The sequence below is a fragment of the Providencia sp. PROV024 genome (assembly GCF_032709665.1).
Classification (GTDB): Bacteria; Pseudomonadota; Gammaproteobacteria; order Enterobacterales; family Enterobacteriaceae; genus Providencia; species Providencia huashanensis.
This window is the reverse complement of sequence record NZ_CP120545.1, coordinates 1,497,105-1,517,799: the sequence shown is the minus strand read 5'-3', so window position 1 is coordinate 1,517,799 and position 20,695 is coordinate 1,497,105. Positions and strand designations below refer to the sequence as shown.

Here is a 20,695-nt window from a genome sequence, read left to right as displayed (position 1 = left end):
CATATCAACTTAAGCATCATTAAGTCAGTATGAACAATATAGGCAGGAATGTTATAGGAAAAAACTAATTCTGTGTTTATTTCTTCTGATTATCAATAAACGTAAGGTAACGATATAAACGGCTAAAACAAATAAAAACCAAGTGTGTTACCGCTTTTTATGCCCCATTTGAATATTTATTCAATTAAAGAATAAAAGGCAAAAAAACATAACATATGCTTTTTTGCCTTAAGTTAGATTAAAAGTGTAACCATTAGGGATTAACTAATGATTCCTATTACCATTCAAAGTTAACAGCAGCATTATAAGTCACGCCTTTAAAGTCATCAGTATTTGTTGCTACACCCGCTTTTACTGCCACACTTTCATCAATACGATAACCTGAACCTAGTGCAAGAGCTGTATTAGATTCATAACCACCTAACGCCATAGATAGGTTAAAGTGCCCAACATTATAAGGTTGGAATAACCCTGATAAAGCAGCTTGCGAAGCCAACCCACGCTTTAATTCGTTATCTAATGAATCAACACGCTTATCTAACGATGTGACTCTGCTATCTAGCTGATTTAATCTATTATCAACATTTTTATTGATCTGAGATTGGCGGTTATTAACAGCTATTTGGCTATTGTTGAAAGCCATTTGGTTTTTATTAAAAACAGTTTGTTTATTATTGGTTAATTTTTGGTCACTATTAACTTTAGCTTGGTTTTGGTTAATAACATCTTGCTTATCATTAACGACTTTTTGATTTTCATTTACTAATTTTTGGTCGCTATTAACTTTAGCTTGATTTTGGTTAATAACGTCTTGTTTATCATTAACGACTTTTTGGTTTTCATTTACTACTTTTTGTTCTTTATTAATATTAGCTTGCTCAACGTTAGTTATTGCTTGCTTAGAATTAATATCAGCTTGGATTTGATTCAAAACACCCTGATTTTGGTTAATTTGAATCTGACCATTATTATATTTTGCTTGTTCCGCTTTATGAGCTTGCAAATCTGCATTAACGTTATTTACATTGTTAGCAAGAATATTTTGATTTTCTGCTGTTAGTGCTGTACTTGCATGTCCATTATCGCTGCCAATATTGTTATTCCAACCGGCCCAGCTAACATCCGCAACAGATACGTTGCTCATCATGGTTGCAGAAACCATAACGGCTAATAAGGTTAATTTATTCATTTTTTGTATTCCAAATTTATTGATTGGTATTAATTGGCCATCAGAATACAAGCTAACACCATTACAGAGTATTTCATTTTACATCATTTTTTATATCTAATTAATATACACAGCAAGGTATACTCTTAATTATCTCTTTCCCATCCAACTTTTTTTTATACAAAATCATTAATAATTAATGCGCTTAAAGAGTAAAAATAAAATGAACTGGCTAACCTTGACACTCAGGTTACACTTTCATGTTATTTAACATTAAGAAAAACCAAAACAAACAAATCAATCAATTAAAACACTAATTCAGAGTCTTTTTAATACTCTATCAGTATAGATGAGAAATAAATAGTTAAAAAATTTTTCAATCCGTTGTAAAATTGCCAAATACCCCTATATAGAAACAGTTAATTATCCTTATCCATATTAGTTATTATATCTATATAACTATAAGTGTTTTTCATACAAAGTTTTACCTAAATTAAATTCATTATGAGGGTTAGTTATACTTCATTAATTTTTGTTACATTCTATATGCGTTAATCGTTAAAATAGACTTTCCCTAAGCAGTTTCTCTCGCTATCACTATTAAGCACCCCATTAAAACACAGATATCCCTTCTTCTAACTGAAGGGACATCAAATACAAAAAAGCCGATACTTATTACTAAGTATCGGCTTTAAATGCATTTAAGTTATCTATTACTACAAGGCCGGTTCTTTAACACTAACATTGTCTTGGCCAAAACCTTTTAAGCCAACCACATGCACATGCTCATGATTGCCTATCACCTTACGAACCAGCTTATAAGTTGTCCCTTTCTCAGGGCTTATATTCTCTGGTGCTGCAATTATTAACTGCATTTCTAACCTATCACATAATTCGAATAGGGTTGCTATCGATTTAGCATCTAATCGAGCGGCTTCATCTAAGAATAATAGACGACAAGGAATAATATCTTTTGCACGTAAACGACGGGATTCTTCTTCCCAGCTTTGTACCACCATCACCAGAATTGACATCCCTGTACCAATAGCTTCACCAGTTGATAGCGCACCACTCTCTGCTTTCAGCCAGCCATCTGAGCCACGGTTAACCTCGACATCTAGCTCTAAATAATTACGATAATCGAGTAATTCCTCACCAATGGTTTGCGGTAAACGCTGGCCAACATCCACTTGTGGGTTAAGGCGTTGATACAGTTTTGCCATCGCTTCAGAGAATGTCAGGCGCTGGCTAGTAAATAAGTCTTGATGCATTTCACTTTCTTCAGACAGGACACTGAGTAACAGCGCATGGCTTTCACGAATATTTACATTAAGACGAACGCCTTTCACTTGGCCAAACGCAACAGCTTGTAACCCTTGGTTTAACATGCGGATACGATTTTGTTCACGTTGGATCGTTTTGCGAATAATATTCGCCACACTTTTCGAGCTAATCGCTAATTTTTGCTCACGAGCGGTTAATTCTTCCGTTAAACGACCCAACTCAATTTCCATTTGCTCAATCGCATCAATCGGGTCATCTGTACGAATAATATCTTGGCGAATTCGTTCGCGTAAGTGTTGATACACTGCAATAAAGAACTTAATTTTGCGTTCTGGGTATTTTGGATCTTCAGATAAACGTAGCACATCACGTAAATGTTCGTTATCTGCCACCGCAAGGCGTAGCGCCCCTAATGCTTTATCCGACATAGAGCGTAAACTGTCACCATCAGTATAAGCAAGTTCACGGCGGTGCAAACGGCGCTCAACACCATTGTCTTTCACCAAACGCATTACAGCACACCAACCTGCTTTCGCAGAAACCACTTGTTCACGTAATAGATAATAATCTTTTTCTAACTTACGTAGGCGTTTTTGTAAGTTATCCATTTCAGCTTCACATAAGGTTAGCTGTTTTTCTAACTGATTAATACGGCTACGGTTCTCCATCACTCGTTGGTGTAATTCATCACGACGAATGCGTGCACGCTCTTGTGCGTCAGGGTCAGCTTTTACACCAATCTCCTGCATTTCGGCTTCTAGCTCTTTCAGCATTTCTTGCTTAGTTTCAAAAGAGCTACGTAACGAAGCCAATACTTGATGGTATTGCGCACTCTGCGATTGCTGCTGACGTAGTTGCTCACGGGCTCGAGCTCGCTCGGTTTCTGCCTGTTCCAAACGCTGGCGCAATTTTTCATTCAAATCACTATTTTCACTAACCATCCCCGTAGAGTCACTGTAACTAAAGTGAGCCCGACGTTGAACCACTTCAACCAATGCAAAAGCCTGCTGTTTTGCATTCTGTTGAGTGTGCTTCGCGAGTTCGTAATCTTTGCGTAGCTGGTCATGTTGCTCAGGGTCACTGAGTAATACCGTTACAATCGGCTCTAATTTTTCTAATGTACTTCCATGTTTATTGAGGAAATGCGCCGCTTCTTCAGCTTCTGATAGTTCCTCATTGATTTCTTCAACCCTATCCACCAGCGTTTCATCAAGTAACAAGCCCATCTGCGGTAACAAACGGTTAAGTGCCGTTAAACTTTCTTTTCCTTGAGCAAATTGTTGGCGCTGTTGTTGGGTTTGTTCTTCAAATTGCGCTAAAGCTCTTTCTAGTTCTGTTCGTTTTTGATTAAGTGTACGGATTTCAGCTTCTGGGTCTGCCTCGAAAGCGACAGAAATGTGCTGACCGATAAAACGACTGAATGCTTGATGTGAACGTTGAATTTTTTGTACATCAAATGACAATGTCGCATAGCGTTCGGCGAGCTCATCACGCTCAGCTGATAATGACTCTAAATGGCTTTCACGCGCTGCTCGCCCAAATAAAGGAAGCTCAGGATAACGCGAATAACGCCACTGCCGCTCAGAAGAGCGAACTAATACGGCTTGTTCAAATTCTTGGGCATCAAAAACGCTATCATCAAAGGAAGAAGGGTCTCCTTCGATAAAATACACATCATCAGGGCAGTCTTGTAAAGTTTCTAACTGGCTACGAACAACTGATAAATCCTGTACGACAATACCATGACGAGCAGGACCATATAATGCTGAGAAATAAGCCGCATCTTCAATAGTAATGTCATCATAAATTTCAGACAGTAATACCCCGTTGAAACGTTCCGCCAATGCAAGCATCCGGCTATCTTCTGCACCACTTGGCTGACTTAAACGCTCTATTTGTTTCTCAAGGTCGCGCCGCTGCGCTGCAATCTCATCGCGCTCAACCGTGATTTCCCTTTCTTGTTCAAGCAACTGCTGCATAAATTCAGTTACAGCAGTACTCGATGCAAAAACTTCACCTGATTGTTCATTCAATTGAGTTAATGCTTCTTGAGCAATGATCCATGCAGGTGCTTTAGAAGATAACTGTTGGATACGCTGGCGAATTTGTTCCAATTCTTGGCGCATTTGCATGCGCCTTTCGCCACTTTCGTTTACACCAACACTTAATTCTTCTTGTTGCGCTTCTAACTCAGCCATTAATGCATCAAGTTCATCAGGCTCATAGCTTTGACCGTGGCGTTTACAAAACTCTGCCAACATACGCTCTGCATTCTGCTGGCTATTTAGGCGTTGTTGTAATTCAGAGAGTTGCATGCGTAACGGTTGTACACGTTCAGCTAAATGCTGTTGTGATGACCAATCCCGTAATAGAGCACGTGCTTGTTGGTATGCATCACTGCGACTTACCTCACCTACCATATTTTTAACTAATTGATAGGCTTGCTCAAATTGGCTATGTGCTGCATCAGCAACACTCATTTTTTGTTCAAGGGCCAATAACGACTCTGTCGCTTGCTGTTCCCGAGCCTCAAATGTATCTAACCATTCATCTGCATTATCAATTGATAATTCAGGAAGCTGACACAAATCACGAGCTCGAGTTAATGCATGTAACGCTTGTTGGTATTGGATAGCACGAGTTTGCTGTACATCTAATGCTTGTTGGTAGTCCGCTAATTGGTTTTTTAGCTCATCAACCTCTATCTCAGCGGCTTGGGCACGAGCTTCATATTCGTCTTGTGTTTCTGTTGCTTCTGCAACAACTTCGCTTTGCTCTTCAAGGCGATAAGTCAGCTCTTCAATATCAGCTTGATAACGGTCTATTTTTTCTTGCTGACGTAGTGCTGCTTGCACTAAATTCAAATGGTCATTGGCCGCTTGGTAATCAGCTTCCAATTCTGTTGAAGCGCTATTTTGCTCATTTAGTTCGCGTGCCATTTCTACACTACGAACTTGCTCTATACGCAGTTGTTTACGACTAGCGAATAACTCATTACGTGCAGCTAAAGCGGCATCTAAATGGATACGCCTTTCATTGGAATGACGCATATAATCCGCTGATACATAATCCGTTGCTTGGCTAATTAAATGTTTAAACAAGTCGCGGTCAGATTGTGTAACGCGAATGGCTTCCAACGTTAAGCGGTTTTCACGCAATGCAGCTTCCATATCTTGGAAGGCTTTACGAACGCCACCATTTTCAGGCAATAAGTAATCACGCAATGAACGCGTAATCGCGCTGGAAATCCCACCGTATAATGACGCTTCAATAAGCCGATAATATTTGCTTCGATCACTTGCTGAGCGTAAACGTTTTGGCAAGACACCTAATTCAAATAGAACCGAATGGTAATCTGTAATTGAGTTAAATTGCTTGAACAAAATCCCTTCTTGCTCTTCAAGGCGTTCTTTTAACTCATTCAGTGGGATCACTTTGGCTTGGCGACCATCAATCACTTCTGTCAATATTTCAGTCGGAACCGTTGCCAATGGAATGCCTTGCACCATGAAAGGCTTAATATCAACTTTTTTATCACGCCCAGCAACTTGCTGTAAGCGCACACCCACCATGACGCGCTGATGTTTAGAGTTTAAAACATCTAAAATGGCATAGCAGACTCCAGGACGTAATTTCCCATGTAACCCTTTGTCCCGTGACCCTGAGGTAGCACCGGCTTCAGTGGTATTACGGAAGTGGAGTAAGGTTAAATCTGGGATCATGGCAGTAATAAAAGCAGCCATCGTTGTCGATTTACCCGCACCATTACCACCAGATAAAGTGGTGACTAACTCGTCAAGGTCAAAAGTACGAGCAAAAAAACCGTTCCAATTCACCAGCGTCAGTGAGCGAAATTTTCCGCGTTCAATCATTATTCTTCATCCTCATCACTTTCTGCCGGTTCTTGACTATCTTCGACATTCTCTTCTTCACTGTCTTTTAGTGAGAGTTCACCTTCGAGAGAGATAGCTTCGCCATCACGGATCATACGTAACTGAGCGTCTTGCGGGTTATCACCACTGCGTACATCTGCACCAAAACGGAACACAGATTCACTAATAATAAATTTACTCGGGTCATTTTGCAGAAAATGCACCATCCCTAAACGACGTAGACGGTTTAATGATGTTCTTAATTTTTCCTGCAATTTTTGTTTATCAAGGTCAGAACCCGTGGAACGCTGATTAACAAATTTAAGCAGTTTATTTTCATCCGCTAAAGAGAGTAATTCTTCAAAAAGCTCTTGAGAGGTAAAGATACCTTGATTACTTAAACGCTCAGGGCTGAGGTAGAGATAACACAGAATTTTGCCAACCATCATATCCAATTCAGATAGGACTGAGCGTGGGATCAACGTGGTCGAACGCGGGCGTAAATAGAAAAACCCTTCAGGTGCACGAATTAGCTCAACATTATACCGTGAGTAAAATTGCTCCAATGCTTCCTGAAAATCCATCAAAAATGCGTGGTTATCAAGGTCATCAATACTAATATGCCGACCTGAACGCAATTGGCTGTCTAGCTCTGGGAAAATAGGGTTAGCTAATGCTTGAGCCAGTTTTACTGGCATAAATTGTTCAATATTTGTCGATGACATGTGCCTGTACCTTGGCTCCGTAATCATTAATAGCTTGCCATTCTGCCGGTAACCCCGCCAAATCAGCCTCTGCAATGCCTAGTCTTACCGCCTGATCAATAATAATTCGAGCGACATCAAAATGACGTTTTTGTGGATATTGCTGCAAGTACCCCTGCAATACACGACCAACGTCTAATGGACGCTGTTCTGTTTTATAGATGGCAAGTTCCACTTCCATTAACTCGGCTAGTTTATCATTGAGCTCACTAAACTCTTCAAATTCAAGCTCTGGAGGCAATTCACCCGTTACCTCTTCATCATGTAATGTGAGCTCTTCATCTCGCATATCGAATAACCGGTCTGCGTTGGTATAAGTAAGAGCCCAAGGGCTATCGAGATAATGTTGAACGGACTGACGTAACCGTTGTGAAAAGATCCTGTTTTTATCCATATCTATCGCTGTACGGATAAATTTATGGACGTGACGGTCATAGCCTATCCATAAATCGATAGATTGCTGCCCCCAACTGACGATACGGTCTAATTTATTTTGTAAGTCAAAAACCAGTCTATCCACCATTTCAGAAAAAGCAGGTGCATTCATATTCGCTTCTTGAATACGCAATAAATTGGCTTGTAGTTTATCCCCTGCGGCTTCTAACGTGTCTTGCAGCTCACGCAAAGTACCGGATGTTTCTGATAATAATTGCTCACAGTTTGCGATGGCCGCCTGCCAATCTTGGTTTAACAAGGCAGCAATATCTTCTTTAACGGTATTTTGCTGCTCATCCATGATACGTTGGGATAAATCGATGCTATCAAAAATTTCAGCGACTGAATATTTTAATGGAGCAAAAACATAACGATGCCAATAAAATTCATCACCGCCTTCTTCTGCTGCTTCAGCCGCTCTTTGCAGCTCACTGGCAACTATCGAAAGCTGCATGGAAAGTCTTAATGTGGAAAATTCTCGCTGGCGTATATAATAATCGCTGATGCCAATCCCCAATGGGGTCAGACGATAAATGGCATTGCCTTCAACAATATCACTGGCGAAACGGTTAAATATCTTTTGGCGCACCATATCATTGATGGCATTATTTGCCCTCACCGCCAAAGATTCCGTTGTCTGTTCAAAACCTTTGCAAACTTCACGAAAGGCGTCAACCAGTTCCCCTTCACTCATTTCGCCATTCACTCTTTCACTGTTTAATACTGCCACCGCCAGCAAAAATGCCAAACGCTCAGCAGGGAGTGAAATCGCAAAATCATTTTTTCGTGCCCAAGACACAAGTTCAGGGACGGTCTGGGAAAAATCACTCATAAATCGTCCTTTTGTATTTGTTTGCGTGCCATGACATGAATATAACGCCCCATACTAAGATAGGGTTCTTCACGACAATATTGTTGCTCTAACGCTAACAATGCAGGAAAATCTTTTTGCTGTAATTGCCTACTTTGCAGATAGTCATGGAAAACTCTGACGCCACTTTTAGCTAAGATGCCCATACCACACCCCCTTAACCACTCATCAACTTGCTGAGGAAATAAAGGTTTCTGTGGCGATAACGAGCGTTTACGACGCCGCTGAATATGCGGGGTTGCCAAATGAAAGTTCCCCAAAATCGCATTACGCATGACTAAGCCATTTGCATTATAGAACATGACAGAAAATACGCCTTCTGGTCTGATTATATCTGCCAGTTGTTCAATTGCATATTTTTGATCGCTAATCCATTCAAGAACAGCATGGAACAAAACAAGGTCAACGGGCTCATTAATATGTTGGGAAATATCTTGCACCGCGCAGTGAACAAAGCGAATGTTATCGCTAATCCCTTGTTCTTTTGCAAGCTCACTGGCTCGTTCCAACATTTCTTCGGATAAATCGCAAAGTATAACTTGATGGCCCATAGCAGCAAGTTTACGTGAAAAATGCCCTTCACCTCCACCTGCATCAAGTATTTTTAAGGTTTTCCCCTTAAATTGGCTATCTAATATATGCGTTAAATCTTGCCAAACCACCGCTTCACGTATTTTTCCTTTTGTCGTGCCGTAGATATTTTTTGCAAATTTATCGACAATATCATCAAAGTTGCGGTCTGCCATGTGCTATCCGGTTGCCTATCATTGTTCATTAACTAAGTTTTATGGGCCAATTAGTCGCAAAAACCGCCAATGTAGTCTATTTTCATCTTGAACTTAATGAAATTAAGCTAAATTGAGAATACTATCACTGAGTATTGTGCTTATCACACCAGATGTGGGCGACAATTGAAACATGAATTATAACAGATAATAGCGATATTTTTGCATTGTACTTTATTTTGCTCAGTGAATTTCATTTTGACATCATTGAAGGCGATTTTCGCTATTTTTATGTTGAAAAAGTGGTTATATGACGCTTTTTCAAGGGTAGTTCCACAACCAAAATTGATTGATAACCCTTAAGAATAGGCTTAGTTATGTTATTTTTTTTAAAAAAATATATTGGTTCCCTTTTGATGCCACTGCCATTATTGCTCATCATTGGGTTTATCGGGTTAATTTTACTCTGGTTCACTCGCTGGCAACGGTGCGGAAAAACATTTACTAGCCTGAGCTTAATACTCCTAGCAGTACTTGGATTACAGCCTGTTTCAGATAGCTTGCTCGCGCCTGTAGAAGGCCAATATAATAAGCGATATGAATTGATCACTGAAACACCACCGCAAAATATACAGTATATCGTGGTATTAGGAGGTGGGTTTACTTACAACCCAGATTGGAGCCCAAGCTCTAACTTATTGAATAACAGCCTACCAAGAGTAACTGAAGGCGTCCGATTATATTTAAAACACCCAGGCAGTAAGCTTATCTTTACTGGAGGGAAAGCGAGCAGCACCATAAGCAGTGCAGAAGTTGCGGCACAAGTAGCTCAGTCTTTAGGTGTACCCGCACAAGATACAATCCCTCTTACAGAGCCTAAAGATACCCAAGAAGAAGCCTTTGAGGTTGAGAAAATTATTGGGAAATCGCCTTTCTTATTAGTCACTTCAGCCAACCATTTGCCTCGGGCAATAACCATGTTTACAGACAGAGGCATGCAACCATTCCCTGCTCCCGCAAATCAACTTGTTATTACTAGCGGCATTAACCCATGGGAGAAATACATCCCTTCAGCATATTACTTCGGTCACAGTGAACGAGCGTGGTATGAATTTCTTGGGACGATTTGGTGGCACCTAAAGCCTGATAATACACAATCAATAGACTCCTCGTTGCCAACTCCAGAAGCAACCGTCGCCGAATGAAAACAAAAAGGTGTAACCTATACAGATTACACCTTTTGTTGAATACCAAGAGAACAAACAAGATGCTACCTCTTGGGCTTACTGAATAATATTTTAATTACAATAGAAATTGCTTTCTGACAGCATCAAGATCTGCTTGGGTATCAACACCCGCCCCTGGTGTTGTTTTAGCTACATCCACATGAATTTTCTCACCATACCAAAGCACCCGAAGCTGCTCAAGCATCTCGATTTTTTCTAATGGACTAGCTTCCCAACTAACATAACGGCGGATAAACCCAGCTCGATAGGCGTAAATACCAATATGACGTAAAAACGTGTCACCAATGACATCATGACTTTTAGCAAAACCGTCTCTGTCCCAAGGAATAGTTGCACGAGAAAAGTACAACGCATAGCCACCTTGATCAGTAACCACTTTCACTGCATTGGGGTTAAACGCCTCATGAGCATCACGAATAGGCACGGCCAGCGTACCCATTCCAGCTTGACTTCCCTTAAGATTATTTGCTACTTGGCTAATAATTTCAGGTGGAATTAAAGGCTCATCCCCTTGCACATTCACAATGATTTCATCATCAGAAAAGCCGTAAGTATCGATAACTTCTGCTAACCGCTCAGTGCCAGACTGGTGCTCGGGGTTGGTCATACAAGCCTCACCCCCAGCTTCAATCACAGCTTTAGCCACATCAGGATGATCTGTCGCCACAATGACTCGACTAGCCCCTGATTTAATCGCTTGTTCCATCACCCTAACGACCATTGGCTTGCCATGAATATCAGCTAAAGGTTTACCCGGCAAACGGGTCGATGCATAACGAGCAGGAATAATAACCGTAAACATGGCGATTATTTTCCTTCATCTAATGAGACTTGGCGTGCTTCATTTTCGAGTAATACAGGGATGCCATCACGAATTGGATAGGCTAAGTGATCAAACTTGCAGATAAGCTCGAGGTTTTCTTTGTTATAGCTTAATTTGCCATGACATATAGGGCAGGCAATGATTTCAAGTAAACGGTGATCCATGTTTTCTCCCGAATGGATTTTAACTCACTTGGAGTCAGGATATCACATGCAGATATCACCGTTAACTTTAATCTTTCTGAATAAGATCTCCTGCGTGAGATGAGAGGATAAAAGCAGGAGAATTTGTTCTGTTAATTGTTTAGTAATTACTTCTAGTAAGCAATAACGTCTGCTGCCGTTATGCCATCCGAATTACGAGTAACAGAGAACTCAACGTTTTGACCTTCAAATAATGATTTGATTTTTTTATTAGCGATTGATTTTGTTGTCACAAATACATCATCTCCACCATTGAATGGTGAAATAAAACCGTAACCTTCTTTTGCGTCAAACCATTTAACTCGACCCATATGTAATTGAAAATTCATATTAAAACTCCTTTTGTTCTGAGAACAATATTTTTTTTATCTTTGTATCATTACTCTTTCTTGCGTCCCATTTATAAATTGCCGATCTATTAATACATCAAAGAGTAAATACACTTTTACCAATTTATGCACATAAATAATTGTGCATTTACTATAACGCCCGTAAATATAGATTTCAGATATCACTCATCCACTGTGAAGTTAACAGCCTAATTTGACATTATGATGACAAAACTTAGAAGTAACGACCCAATAATGTAGATTGTGCGAGGATATGAAGACTAACTAAAGAACGCGGCGTGAAATTCAAGCTAGTATAAAATCCAATTATTAATGTATTGCATCTAGATACATAATAAGTAGATCTATATCACATTGGCGATATTATTATCATAGTGAAACGTTAGTGGCAAGTTTTTTTGTTATTTGTGATAAGTTTTTTTATTTCGCTTAAAATTTTATCTGCACCACGATGTTGGAGCTGAGCTTGAACAGGAAGGAACCACCAGTTAGGTTGAGCAAATTCGCGGCATTTTACTGCATCTTTCTCCGTCATTAATAAAGACTGATGGGGTTTAACTAAAGACATTAACTGTTGTTGTTCATACGATTGGTGATCGGCAAAAGCTTGGCTTCCCTCTAATACAACCCCTTTACCCTGTAAAGAATTAAAAAAACGTGTGGGGTGACCAATTCCTGCCATTGCCACTACCGACTCTAGCTCCGTAACGGGTTGTTTTTTTAAGCTCACAAGGTTAATTGCGCTATCCCCCTCTAGGGTCATTAGCACTTCATTTCCTTGGGGATTACCACCATTAACTATAGATGCATTAACAGTTTTTAAACGCCCAATTCTTTCACGCATAGGCCCAGCAGGAAGCCACCAGCCATTACCAAAACGACGTTGCCCATCAATGACGACTATCTCATAGTCACGTTGCAGTGCGTAGTGTTGTAGCCCGTCATCGGTGATGATGACATCTAATTCGTATGCCTGAAGCAGGGCTTTAACTGCATCGCTACGCTTAGGGGCTACAGCAACAGGCGCCTTTGTGCGATGAAATATCAATACAGGTTCATCCCCTGCAACTTGTGTGGTAGTCGCCTCATTAAGTACTAATGGGTAATTCTCTGACTTACCGCCATAGCCCCTAGAAACGACCCCCACCCGATAACCTGCATTAGTTAATGATTCAACTAACCAAATGACTACGGGCGTTTTACCATTTCCACCCGCAGTTAGGTTCCCAACTACGACCACCGGAACCGGTGCTTTCCATGAACGAAATAGCCCAACTTTATATGCCATATGCCGAATTACTGTTATCAGCCCATAAAGGAAAGATAACGGCAATAACAAAATATATAGCCAAGATTTGCCAGACCAAATACGCTCTATCATTGTTTAAATTGGATTCTATGTAATTGAGAATACGCGCCATCTTGCGCTAATAAAGATGCATGATTACCACGCTCAATAATCTTGCCATCTTGTACCACTAAGATTTCATCGGCGTTCTCTATCGTTGATAACCTATGAGCAATCACTAAAGATGTCCTATTCTTTTGTAGTTCATCAAGTGCAGCTTGAATTGCACGTTCAGACTCAGTATCTAAAGCAGAGGTTGCTTCATCAAGAATAAGGATTGGGGCATCACGTAACAATGCGCGAGCTATCGCTATCCGCTGGCGCTGACCACCTGAAAGCATGACCCCATTTTCACCGATAACCGTATCTAAGCCTTTATCAAGCTTGGCAATAAAGTCCATTGCGTAAGCCATCTCTGCTGCTTTTTCAATTTGCTCACGGCTGTAGTTGCCATCTGTTGCATAGGCAATATTATTGGCTATCGTATCGTTAAATAAGTAAACATGCTGTGAAACTAAAGCAACTTGGTTCCGTAACGAAGCTAAGGTGTATTCGCGAATATCATGACCATCTATCTGGATCGTTCCTTCATCAATGTCATAAAAACGCGTAATTAAATTAGCAATTGTAGACTTACCTGAACCTGAACGCCCGACCAGAGCAACTGATTTCCCCGCAGGTAACGTAAATGAAATATCGTCTAACGCAGGATGCTCTTTGGTTTCATAGGTAAAAGTAACATGTTCAAATTTGATGTCACCTTTTACCTCTTTTAATACTTTCGTCCCATTATCTTTTTCTTGTTCAGTATCTAAGATAGCAAACAAGGTTTGGCAAGCAGCCATACCGCGCTGAAATTGAGAGTTAACATTAGTGAGGGATTTTAAAGGCCGCATTAATGCAAACATAGATGAAAATACAACGGCAATGGTACCTGATGTTAATTCATCGCGAATTTCGGGAAAGCTCGCAGCGTACAATACAAATGCCAATGCGAATGAAGCAATAAGTTGAACAATCGGGTCTGAAATTGCTGATGCGGTTACCATTTTCATATTTTGGCGACGCATGTTATTGCTTACCTTGTTAAAACGCTCAGTTTCAACTTTCTGCCCACCAAAAATTAAAACTTCTTTATGCCCTTTTAACATTTGCTCTGCGCTAGCAGTAACATGCCCCATCCCCGTTTGCATATTTTTACTGATTTTACGAAAACGTTTAGAGACAATGCGAATAGTCACAGAAACAACTGGGGCAATAACAATTAATATCAGAGATAGTTGCCAGCTGTAATAAAACATCATGGCAAACAACCCGATAATATAGGCGCTTTCACGTATAATAGTAATTAATGCACCTGAGGAAGAGGAAGCAACCTGCTCTGAGTCATAAGTAATTCTCGATAATAATGTCCCTGTTGACTGCTGGTCAAAAAAGCTAACAGGCATTCCCATCATATGACCAAACAATTTACGGCGCATATTCATAACGACTTTGCCCGCGACCCATGAAACACAATAGGTTGAAACAAAGCTAGAACTACCACGAACGACCATAAGACCTAACACCGCAAGCGGAAGCCATTTTAAAACATCGTTGTCGGCTTTATCGAAGCCTTCATCTAACAAGGGTTTTAACAAAGAAATCATAAACGCATCACCTGCGGCGTTAATGATAAGTGCTATTGCTGCTACAATTAAACCCGCTTTAAAAGGCGCAATAATTGGCCACAAGCGGCGAAAAGTTTGTTTTGTCGAAAGGTCTTTATCATTCATACTTTTAATTACCAGACTTAATGTAAGCGCACTATTCTACTCGGGAAATAGCGGCAAGCCAAACCACAGATGATACCAACGGGGTTGAATTTCATAGCGATAACGTAAAATTTTAATATTTTCTTTTTTAAACCATAAAGTTATCTGACCATTCTCTGCTGTGTTTAACCATTTAACGCCACTACTTTTATACCTAGAATAGACTTTTTGTGATGGAATTTTCCACGCACTGTACCTTGCAGAAGAAACTAATGCCAATGATGGTTTAACATTCCTTAACAATAAGGCGGTTGAGGATGTGCTACTTCCATGGTGAGGCGCAAATAAAATGTTAGAATGAAGTCTTGATTTATACATTTCAACAATTGATCTTTCACCTTGTTTTTCTAAATCTCCCGTCAATAAGATTTTATGGTACCCATCAGTTAATTGAATAACACAAGAATCATTGTTATGCGATATTTTTGATGATTTTTCAGGCCACAACACTTCAAATGTTAAAATCCCCCATTGCCACTTTTGCCCTTTGAAGCAAGGAAGATGCTGAATACGCTGTCTTTTCTTTAACTTATTATATTCATTAGAGTAATTACCAAAACTACTACGTATGCTTATCCACGGGTATTGCTGACTTAAATCTTTAACGCCCCCAGTATGATCCAGATGATTATGACTGAGAATAACAGTTAACGGTGTAATATTATGATGTTTAAGAAAGGGGATAACCTGCTTTTTTGCACTGCTGCTCCCTTTCCATATATTTCCTGTATCATATAAGAATGCTAGATTATTTTGTTCTATAACGACTGCTAAACCGTGGCCAATATCGAGTACAGTTAAGCTCCAATCCTTTTTTGGTGATTTACTATTCCCTCTTTCAGTTAGTATTAATATGAGGACACAGCCGCATAGCCCTAAGTAATTTTTGTACCACCGGTAAAGGATCACTAAAGCAATAAGCCAACAGCTTACCAAAGCATAATAAGGCACATGACGTAATTCAAACCAAAAGCGGCTGAAGAATGGAATTGGCTTCAACCCCCATTCAATTACCTGATCAATAGCAAGTAAAATAACATTTTGTATCTCAGGAATTGGTAGTAAAAATAAGACAAATATAGCAGGAACTACTAACCAAGAAATAATAGGAACAAACCAAAGATTTGCAAAAAAACTCATTAGATTAATGCCATTAAACATTATAAGTTGCATGGGAATAAGTAGAATAAGTAAACCTATCTGTAAATGAGTTAATATAATAATTTTCCCTATTACTTTTTGTTGCGCAAGATGAGGAGATAAAGGTAAAACACTGGACCAATAGAGTATGGCTAAAACCGCAAAGCTCGATAGCCAAAAACTATCTGATAAAATTGATAACGGGTCTAATACTAAGATACCTGCAATGCTCCATAACGCCCATTGCCAAGAAAAATAATGAGATGTTTTTTTTCGAATATAAACCCATAACAATAAAGCAAAAAATGCCCGAGTTGCAGGGATTGCAAAATCAGAAACCCAAGCATAAAGAACAGCCAAACATACCCCTGACAATATTGGGATACTTTCATTTAAAAATGATATAGGTAATAAATATTGAATCCCCCTTACAATCAAATAACCAAATAAATAGGCTAAACCTATATGTAAACCAGATATCGCAATTAAATGAGTTAACCCTGTATTCTGTAATAGCAGAGAATGCTGTGGGGTCAATAGCCCCCTTTCACCAAACATAAGCGCATAAATAACACCTGCATTATTTAATGGTGATATTTGCTGTGAATAATAGTTAATAAGCTTTTGTCTAATAGAACATTGAGAGTCTAATATTTTTTGTTGCTGACTCTTCAGTAAACCAATTTGCCTTTTTGCTAATAGATAACGCTGTTGATTAAAACCCCCTTCATTTAAAGAACTATGTAAAGGCTTAAGCTTTCCTACAATTTGCCATGACTGCCCCGCGCATAATGGCGCCTTAGTCTTCCATAAAGCATATAATGGAGGAAAAATAATTTTAGAGTTTATTCTATCAATACGTACCTTATGCTTATATTCTTTTCCTGCTAACGGAATACTTATAACGGTAAGGTCAATTTTGTGGTTTTTCTCAGATAGAAAATACATTTTGTTTTTAATATCAATACAATGCCAGTTTCCCCAAATAAACGATATGATAACCAATGAGATAAACTTCCCTACCTTATTAGTCATATAAAAGATTAAAAATAAAGTAATGATAAAAATACAAGTAATTGTAACGTTTAAACTTATAAGTTCAGGAATAAATAATAAAGGTAATACCCCAGTAATTACCGCTAATGCTGCCAATGATAATGATAGTGATTTTTTATATTTACCTAGCCAATAATGAATAGTGTGATTAATAGCCCAGTTCTTCCCCCCTCCCTGTCCTTTCATATTTGGCTCCTTTTACCCATAATCTAGAGCCCAATCTAAAACTTAACTATTTATTCAATAAGTAGTTAAGATAGGTTTTGAGTCGCGCTTCGTAATAAGTTATTCAGGAAAAATACAGTATTCATTAAAGTGGGAAGCGCCTCGCAATTTATTTCAATACTTATCAATACTTGTCGTGTTTAAGCCTACATCTACATTTATAATCCCATCTAGACCGATTGATTTCTTTTTCCATTTTTCAATGAGCGAAAGCTATGAGGTCAAGTATTTGATTCCCAGTGTTAGGTGTTGGGTGTTGGGTGTTGGGTGTTGGGTGTTGGGTGTTGGGTGTTGGGTGTTGGGTGTTGGGTGTTGGGTGTTGGGTGTTGGGTGTTGGGTGTTGGGTGTTGGGTGTTGGGTGTTGGGTGTTGGGTGTTGGGTGTTGGGTGTTGGGTGTTGGGTGTTGGGTGTTGGCCAGATTATAAAAAACAGCGCTATACAATAATATGCAAGCGCTGTTTTGATGTAATAATTAAGATTTATAGCCCTTTATTGGCCATAAATATTTACACGATCACGTAATTCTTTACCTGGTTTAAAATGAGGAACATATTTACCTTCTAGCTCCACTTTATCACCAGTTTTTGGGTTACGGCCAACGCGTGGTGCACGGTAGTGAAGAGAAAAACTGCCGAAACCACGAACCTCAATACGCTCACCACCGGCTAACGTATCAGCCATATGCTCAAGAATTTCCTTTACAGCTTCCTCAACGGTTTTTGCTGAAAGATGAGACTGCTGGCTAGCCAGTCTTTCAATTAATTCAGACTTGGTCATAGTACCTCCCTAAACTACCGTTACAAAGGGGCAATTCTATTACTGCCCCCACTTAATTATTCGCCTTTAGCTGCTTTGAAAGCTTCAGCCATTGCATTGTTGCCGAATGCAGTATCTTCTTGTTTGTTCACAGCTGCGACAGCGTCTTTCTCATCCGCTTCATCTTTAGCACGAACAGACAGGTTGATTACACGGTTTTTACGATCAACACCAGTGTATTTAGCTTCAACATCATCACCAACGTTCAGAACCAGAGTTGCATCTTCAACACGGTCACGTGAAGCTTCTGAAGCACGCAGGTAACCTTCAACGCCCAGAGTCAGCTCAACAGTTGCACCTTTAGCGTCAACTGCGATTACTTTACCAGTAACGATAGCGCCTTTCTTAGTAGCTGCTAAGTAGTTATTGAATGGATCTTCAGCTAACTGTTTAACACCTAAAGAGATACGCTCACGCTCTGCGTCAACTTGCAGAACAACAGCTGCGATTTCATCGCCTTTTTTGTATTCACGAACTGCTTCTTCGCCTGCAACGTTCCAGGAGATGTCAGATAAGTGAACCAGGCCATCGATGCCGCCGTCCAGACCGATGAAGATACCGAAGTCAGTGATAGACTTGATTTTACCTTCAACGCGGTCGCCTTTGTTGTGAGTTTCTGCAAATTGCTGCCATGGGTTAGATTTGCATTGTTTTAGGCCTAAAGAGATACGACGACGTTCTTCATCGATATCCAGAACCATAACTTCAACAACATCACCAACGTTAACAACTTTAGATGGGTGGATGTTTTTGTTAGTCCAATCCATTTCTGAAACGTGAACCAGACCTTCAACGCCTTCTTCGATTTCTACGAAGCAACCATAGTCAGTCAGGTTAGTAACGCGACCAGTCAGCTTAGTGCCTTCTGGGTAACGTTTAGCGATTGCGACCCAAGGATCTTCGCCCAGTTGTTTCAGACCCAGAGAAACACGAGTGCGCTCACGGTCGAATTTCAGAACTTTAACATTGATTTCATCACCAACGTTGACGATTTCGCTTGGGTGTTTAACACGTTTCCAAGCCATGTCAGTGATGTGCAGCAAGCCGTCAACACCGCCAAGATCAACGAATGCACCGTAGTCAGTAAGGTTCTTAACGATACCTTTAACTTCCATGCCTTCCTGCAGGTTTTCCAGCAGTTGATCGCGCTCAGCGCTGCTTTCAGATTCAATTACAGCACGACGAGAAACAACAACGTTGTTGCGTTTCTGATCCAGCTTGATTACTTTGAACTCAAGCTCTTTGCCTTCCAAGTGAGTAGTATCACGAACTGGGCGTACATCTACCAGTGAACCTGGTAAGAACGCACGGATGCCGTTAAGTTCAACAGTGAAACCGCCTTTAACTTTACCGTTGATAACACCAGTTACAGTTTCAGCTTCTTCGTAAGCTTTTTCCAGCATCAGCCATGCTTCATGACGTTTAGCTTTCTCACGAGACAGGATAGTTTCACCGAAACCATCTTCTACTGCATCCAGAGCTACATCGATTTCGTCGCCAACTTGGATTTCTAGCTCACCCTGAGCATTTTTGAACTGTTCTACTGGGATAGCAGATTCTGATTTAAGACCTGCGTCTACCAGTACTACGTCTTTATCGATGGCAACAACAGTACCACGAACGATAGAACCAGGACGAGTTTCAATATTCTGCAGGGATTCTTCAAAGAGTTGAGCAAAAGATTCAGTCATATTAATGATCTTCAAGAGTTTTTAATTAACGTCCACTTAGCTTCCCGCCAAATGGGGTTGTTTCACATACCCCACAACATTCCATGTCGCAAGGTTGATGCTATGCTAATAAAATAATCAACATAGCGGTAAGTGCGTATATTATCTAATTATAAGCTAAAATAAAGCCTATTATCACGATAATTGTAGAATTTTTTTTGCATAGGTGCGTGCTTTTTCAATAACTTCCTCAATTGACATACTTGTGGAATCCAGCACTAATGCATCTTTCGCAGCAATAAGGGGCGCAACTGAGCGATTGCGATCACGGTAATCGCGCTCTTCAATTTCGCTTAAAAGACGTTCAAAATTAACATCAAAGCCTTTCTCTTGCAACTGCTTCATGCGACGATGCGCTCTTTCTTGCGCAGAAGCATCAAGGAAAATTTTCACTGGGGCATCAGGGAATACAACAGTTCCCATATCTCGACCATCGGCAATTAACCCAGGGAATGTTCTAAATGCACGCTGGCGTCGTAATAGAGCTTCACGAACACGGGGAAAAGTTGCTGTTTGCGAAGCCGTATTTCCAACGGTTTCTGTTCTAATCTGATTTGAGACATCCTCACCTTCAAGGATCACTTTTAAGATATTCCCTTCAGGAACAAAGCGTACATCTAAATTAGCCGCTAAAGGAACTAGCCCATCCTCAGATTGAATATCAACATGATGATGTAATGCAGCTAACGCGAGTACACGATAAATTGCACCGGAGTCTAGAAGTTGCCATCCAAATTCATTTGCTAATGCTTGGCAAAGTGTACCTTTGCCTGCTCCGCTAGGTCCATCAACGGTGATTACAGGGGCTATCGCCACCATAAAAA

General features: G+C 40.0%; 16 protein-coding genes. 1 reads left to right on the top strand and 15 read right to left on the bottom strand.

What is annotated here, in order from left to right:
- Positions 1-277: 277 nt before the first annotated feature.
- The 5 genes from P3L56_RS07010 to cmoM all read right to left on the bottom strand — a co-directional run bounded on the left by P3L56_RS07010 (position 278) and on the right by cmoM (position 9,140).
- Positions 278-1,189 (bottom strand): YadA C-terminal domain-containing protein, encoded by a 912-nt coding sequence (locus P3L56_RS07010; RefSeq protein ID WP_198861249.1) that lies wholly within the window; start codon positions 1,187-1,189, stop codon positions 278-280.
- A gap of 695 nt (positions 1,190-1,884) precedes the next feature.
- Positions 1,885-6,324 (bottom strand): chromosome partition protein MukB, encoded by a 4,440-nt coding sequence (gene mukB / locus P3L56_RS07005; protein WP_210831447.1) that lies wholly within the window; start codon positions 6,322-6,324, stop codon positions 1,885-1,887.
- Positions 6,324-7,049: a chromosome partition protein MukE gene (mukE, locus tag P3L56_RS07000; RefSeq protein ID WP_042846466.1), complete on the bottom strand. Its 726-nt coding sequence runs from the start codon at positions 7,047-7,049 to the stop codon at positions 6,324-6,326. The genes mukB and mukE overlap by 1 nt, the downstream gene beginning before the upstream one ends.
- Positions 7,030-8,355: a chromosome partition protein MukF gene (gene mukF / locus P3L56_RS06995; protein WP_042846467.1), complete on the bottom strand. Its 1,326-nt coding sequence runs from the start codon at positions 8,353-8,355 to the stop codon at positions 7,030-7,032. Before mukF ends, mukE begins: the two co-directional genes overlap by 20 nt.
- Positions 8,352-9,140, bottom strand: a complete 789-nt coding sequence (cmoM, locus tag P3L56_RS06990; protein ID WP_048606597.1) for a tRNA uridine 5-oxyacetic acid(34) methyltransferase CmoM — start codon at positions 9,138-9,140, stop codon at positions 8,352-8,354. The genes mukF and cmoM overlap by 4 nt, the downstream gene beginning before the upstream one ends.
- A gap of 356 nt (positions 9,141-9,496) precedes the next feature.
- Between cmoM and elyC the strand changes: the two genes are divergently transcribed.
- Complete coding sequence (elyC, locus tag P3L56_RS06985; protein ID WP_042846469.1) at positions 9,497-10,324, top strand: envelope biogenesis factor ElyC; 828 nt, start codon at positions 9,497-9,499, stop codon at positions 10,322-10,324.
- 97 nt (positions 10,325-10,421) lie between these two features.
- On the opposite strand, the gene kdsB is transcribed toward elyC, so the two are convergent.
- From kdsB to cmk, 10 genes are all read right to left on the bottom strand, one after another.
- The gene (kdsB, locus tag P3L56_RS06980; protein ID WP_042846470.1) at positions 10,422-11,168 is read right to left on the bottom strand and encodes a 3-deoxy-manno-octulosonate cytidylyltransferase; all 747 of its coding nucleotides are present in this window, start codon (positions 11,166-11,168) and stop codon (positions 10,422-10,424) included.
- A gap of 5 nt (positions 11,169-11,173) precedes the next feature.
- Positions 11,174-11,353 (bottom strand): Trm112 family protein, encoded by a 180-nt coding sequence (locus P3L56_RS06975; RefSeq protein ID WP_042846471.1) that lies wholly within the window; start codon positions 11,351-11,353, stop codon positions 11,174-11,176.
- A gap of 152 nt (positions 11,354-11,505) precedes the next feature.
- Complete coding sequence (locus P3L56_RS06970) at positions 11,506-11,721, bottom strand: cold-shock protein (protein WP_004256206.1); 216 nt, start codon at positions 11,719-11,721, stop codon at positions 11,506-11,508.
- 403 nt (positions 11,722-12,124) lie between these two features.
- Positions 12,125-13,123 carry a tetraacyldisaccharide 4'-kinase gene (gene lpxK / locus P3L56_RS06965; RefSeq protein WP_042846472.1) on the bottom strand — a complete coding sequence of 333 codons (999 nt, stop codon included), beginning with the start codon at positions 13,121-13,123 and terminating at the stop codon, positions 12,125-12,127.
- The gene (msbA, locus tag P3L56_RS06960; protein ID WP_042846473.1) at positions 13,120-14,865 is read right to left on the bottom strand and encodes a lipid A ABC transporter ATP-binding protein/permease MsbA; all 1,746 of its coding nucleotides are present in this window, start codon (positions 14,863-14,865) and stop codon (positions 13,120-13,122) included. Before msbA ends, lpxK begins: the two co-directional genes overlap by 4 nt.
- Positions 14,866-14,901: 36 nt before the next feature.
- Positions 14,902-17,196, bottom strand: coding sequence for a DNA internalization-related competence protein ComEC/Rec2 (locus P3L56_RS06955; protein WP_272686113.1), 2,295 nt, complete (start codon positions 17,194-17,196; stop codon positions 14,902-14,904).
- Between the two features lie 342 nt (positions 17,197-17,538).
- Positions 17,539-17,745 (bottom strand): hypothetical protein, encoded by a 207-nt coding sequence (locus tag P3L56_RS22630; protein WP_410480079.1) that lies wholly within the window; start codon positions 17,743-17,745, stop codon positions 17,539-17,541.
- Positions 17,746-17,814: 69 nt separating this feature from the next.
- Positions 17,815-18,102 carry an integration host factor subunit beta gene (ihfB, locus tag P3L56_RS06950; RefSeq protein ID WP_042846474.1) on the bottom strand — a complete coding sequence of 96 codons (288 nt, stop codon included), beginning with the start codon at positions 18,100-18,102 and terminating at the stop codon, positions 17,815-17,817.
- A gap of 56 nt (positions 18,103-18,158) precedes the next feature.
- The gene (gene rpsA, locus P3L56_RS06945; RefSeq protein WP_004909559.1) at positions 18,159-19,832 is read right to left on the bottom strand and encodes a 30S ribosomal protein S1; all 1,674 of its coding nucleotides are present in this window, start codon (positions 19,830-19,832) and stop codon (positions 18,159-18,161) included.
- A 174-nt stretch (positions 19,833-20,006) separates the two neighbouring features.
- Entirely contained in the window at positions 20,007-20,690 is a 684-nt protein-coding gene (cmk, locus tag P3L56_RS06940; protein WP_042846475.1) for a (d)CMP kinase, read from the bottom strand.
- Positions 20,691-20,695 lie beyond the last annotated feature (5 nt).

Bases quoted from the DNA above. Each gene is read 5' to 3' on its own strand.
- lpxK (WP_042846472.1), bottom strand. From the start codon at position 13,123: ATGATAGAGCGTATTTGGTCTGGCAAATCTTGGCTATATATTTTGTTA.
- elyC (WP_042846469.1), top strand. From the start codon at position 9,497: ATGTTATTTTTTTTAAAAAAATATATTGGTTCCCTTTTGATGCCACTG.
- kdsB (WP_042846470.1), bottom strand. From the start codon at position 11,168: ATGTTTACGGTTATTATTCCTGCTCGTTATGCATCGACCCGTTTGCCG.
- mukF (WP_042846467.1), bottom strand. From the start codon at position 8,355: ATGAGTGATTTTTCCCAGACCGTCCCTGAACTTGTGTCTTGGGCACGA.
- mukE (WP_042846466.1), bottom strand. From the start codon at position 7,049: ATGTCATCGACAAATATTGAACAATTTATGCCAGTAAAACTGGCTCAA.
- P3L56_RS06970 (WP_004256206.1), bottom strand. From the start codon at position 11,721: ATGAATTTTCAATTACATATGGGTCGAGTTAAATGGTTTGACGCAAAA.
- ihfB (WP_042846474.1), bottom strand. From the start codon at position 18,102: ATGACCAAGTCTGAATTAATTGAAAGACTGGCTAGCCAGCAGTCTCAT.
- P3L56_RS06975 (WP_042846471.1), bottom strand. From the start codon at position 11,353: ATGGATCACCGTTTACTTGAAATCATTGCCTGCCCTATATGTCATGGC.
- cmk (WP_042846475.1), bottom strand. From the start codon at position 20,690: ATGGTGGCGATAGCCCCTGTAATCACCGTTGATGGACCTAGCGGAGCA.
- cmoM (WP_048606597.1), bottom strand. From the start codon at position 9,140: ATGGCAGACCGCAACTTTGATGATATTGTCGATAAATTTGCAAAAAAT.
- msbA (WP_042846473.1), bottom strand. From the start codon at position 14,865: ATGAATGATAAAGACCTTTCGACAAAACAAACTTTTCGCCGCTTGTGG.
- mukB (WP_210831447.1), bottom strand. From the start codon at position 6,324: ATGATTGAACGCGGAAAATTTCGCTCACTGACGCTGGTGAATTGGAAC.
- P3L56_RS07010 (WP_198861249.1), bottom strand. From the start codon at position 1,189: ATGAATAAATTAACCTTATTAGCCGTTATGGTTTCTGCAACCATGATG.
- rpsA (WP_004909559.1), bottom strand. From the start codon at position 19,832: ATGACTGAATCTTTTGCTCAACTCTTTGAAGAATCCCTGCAGAATATT.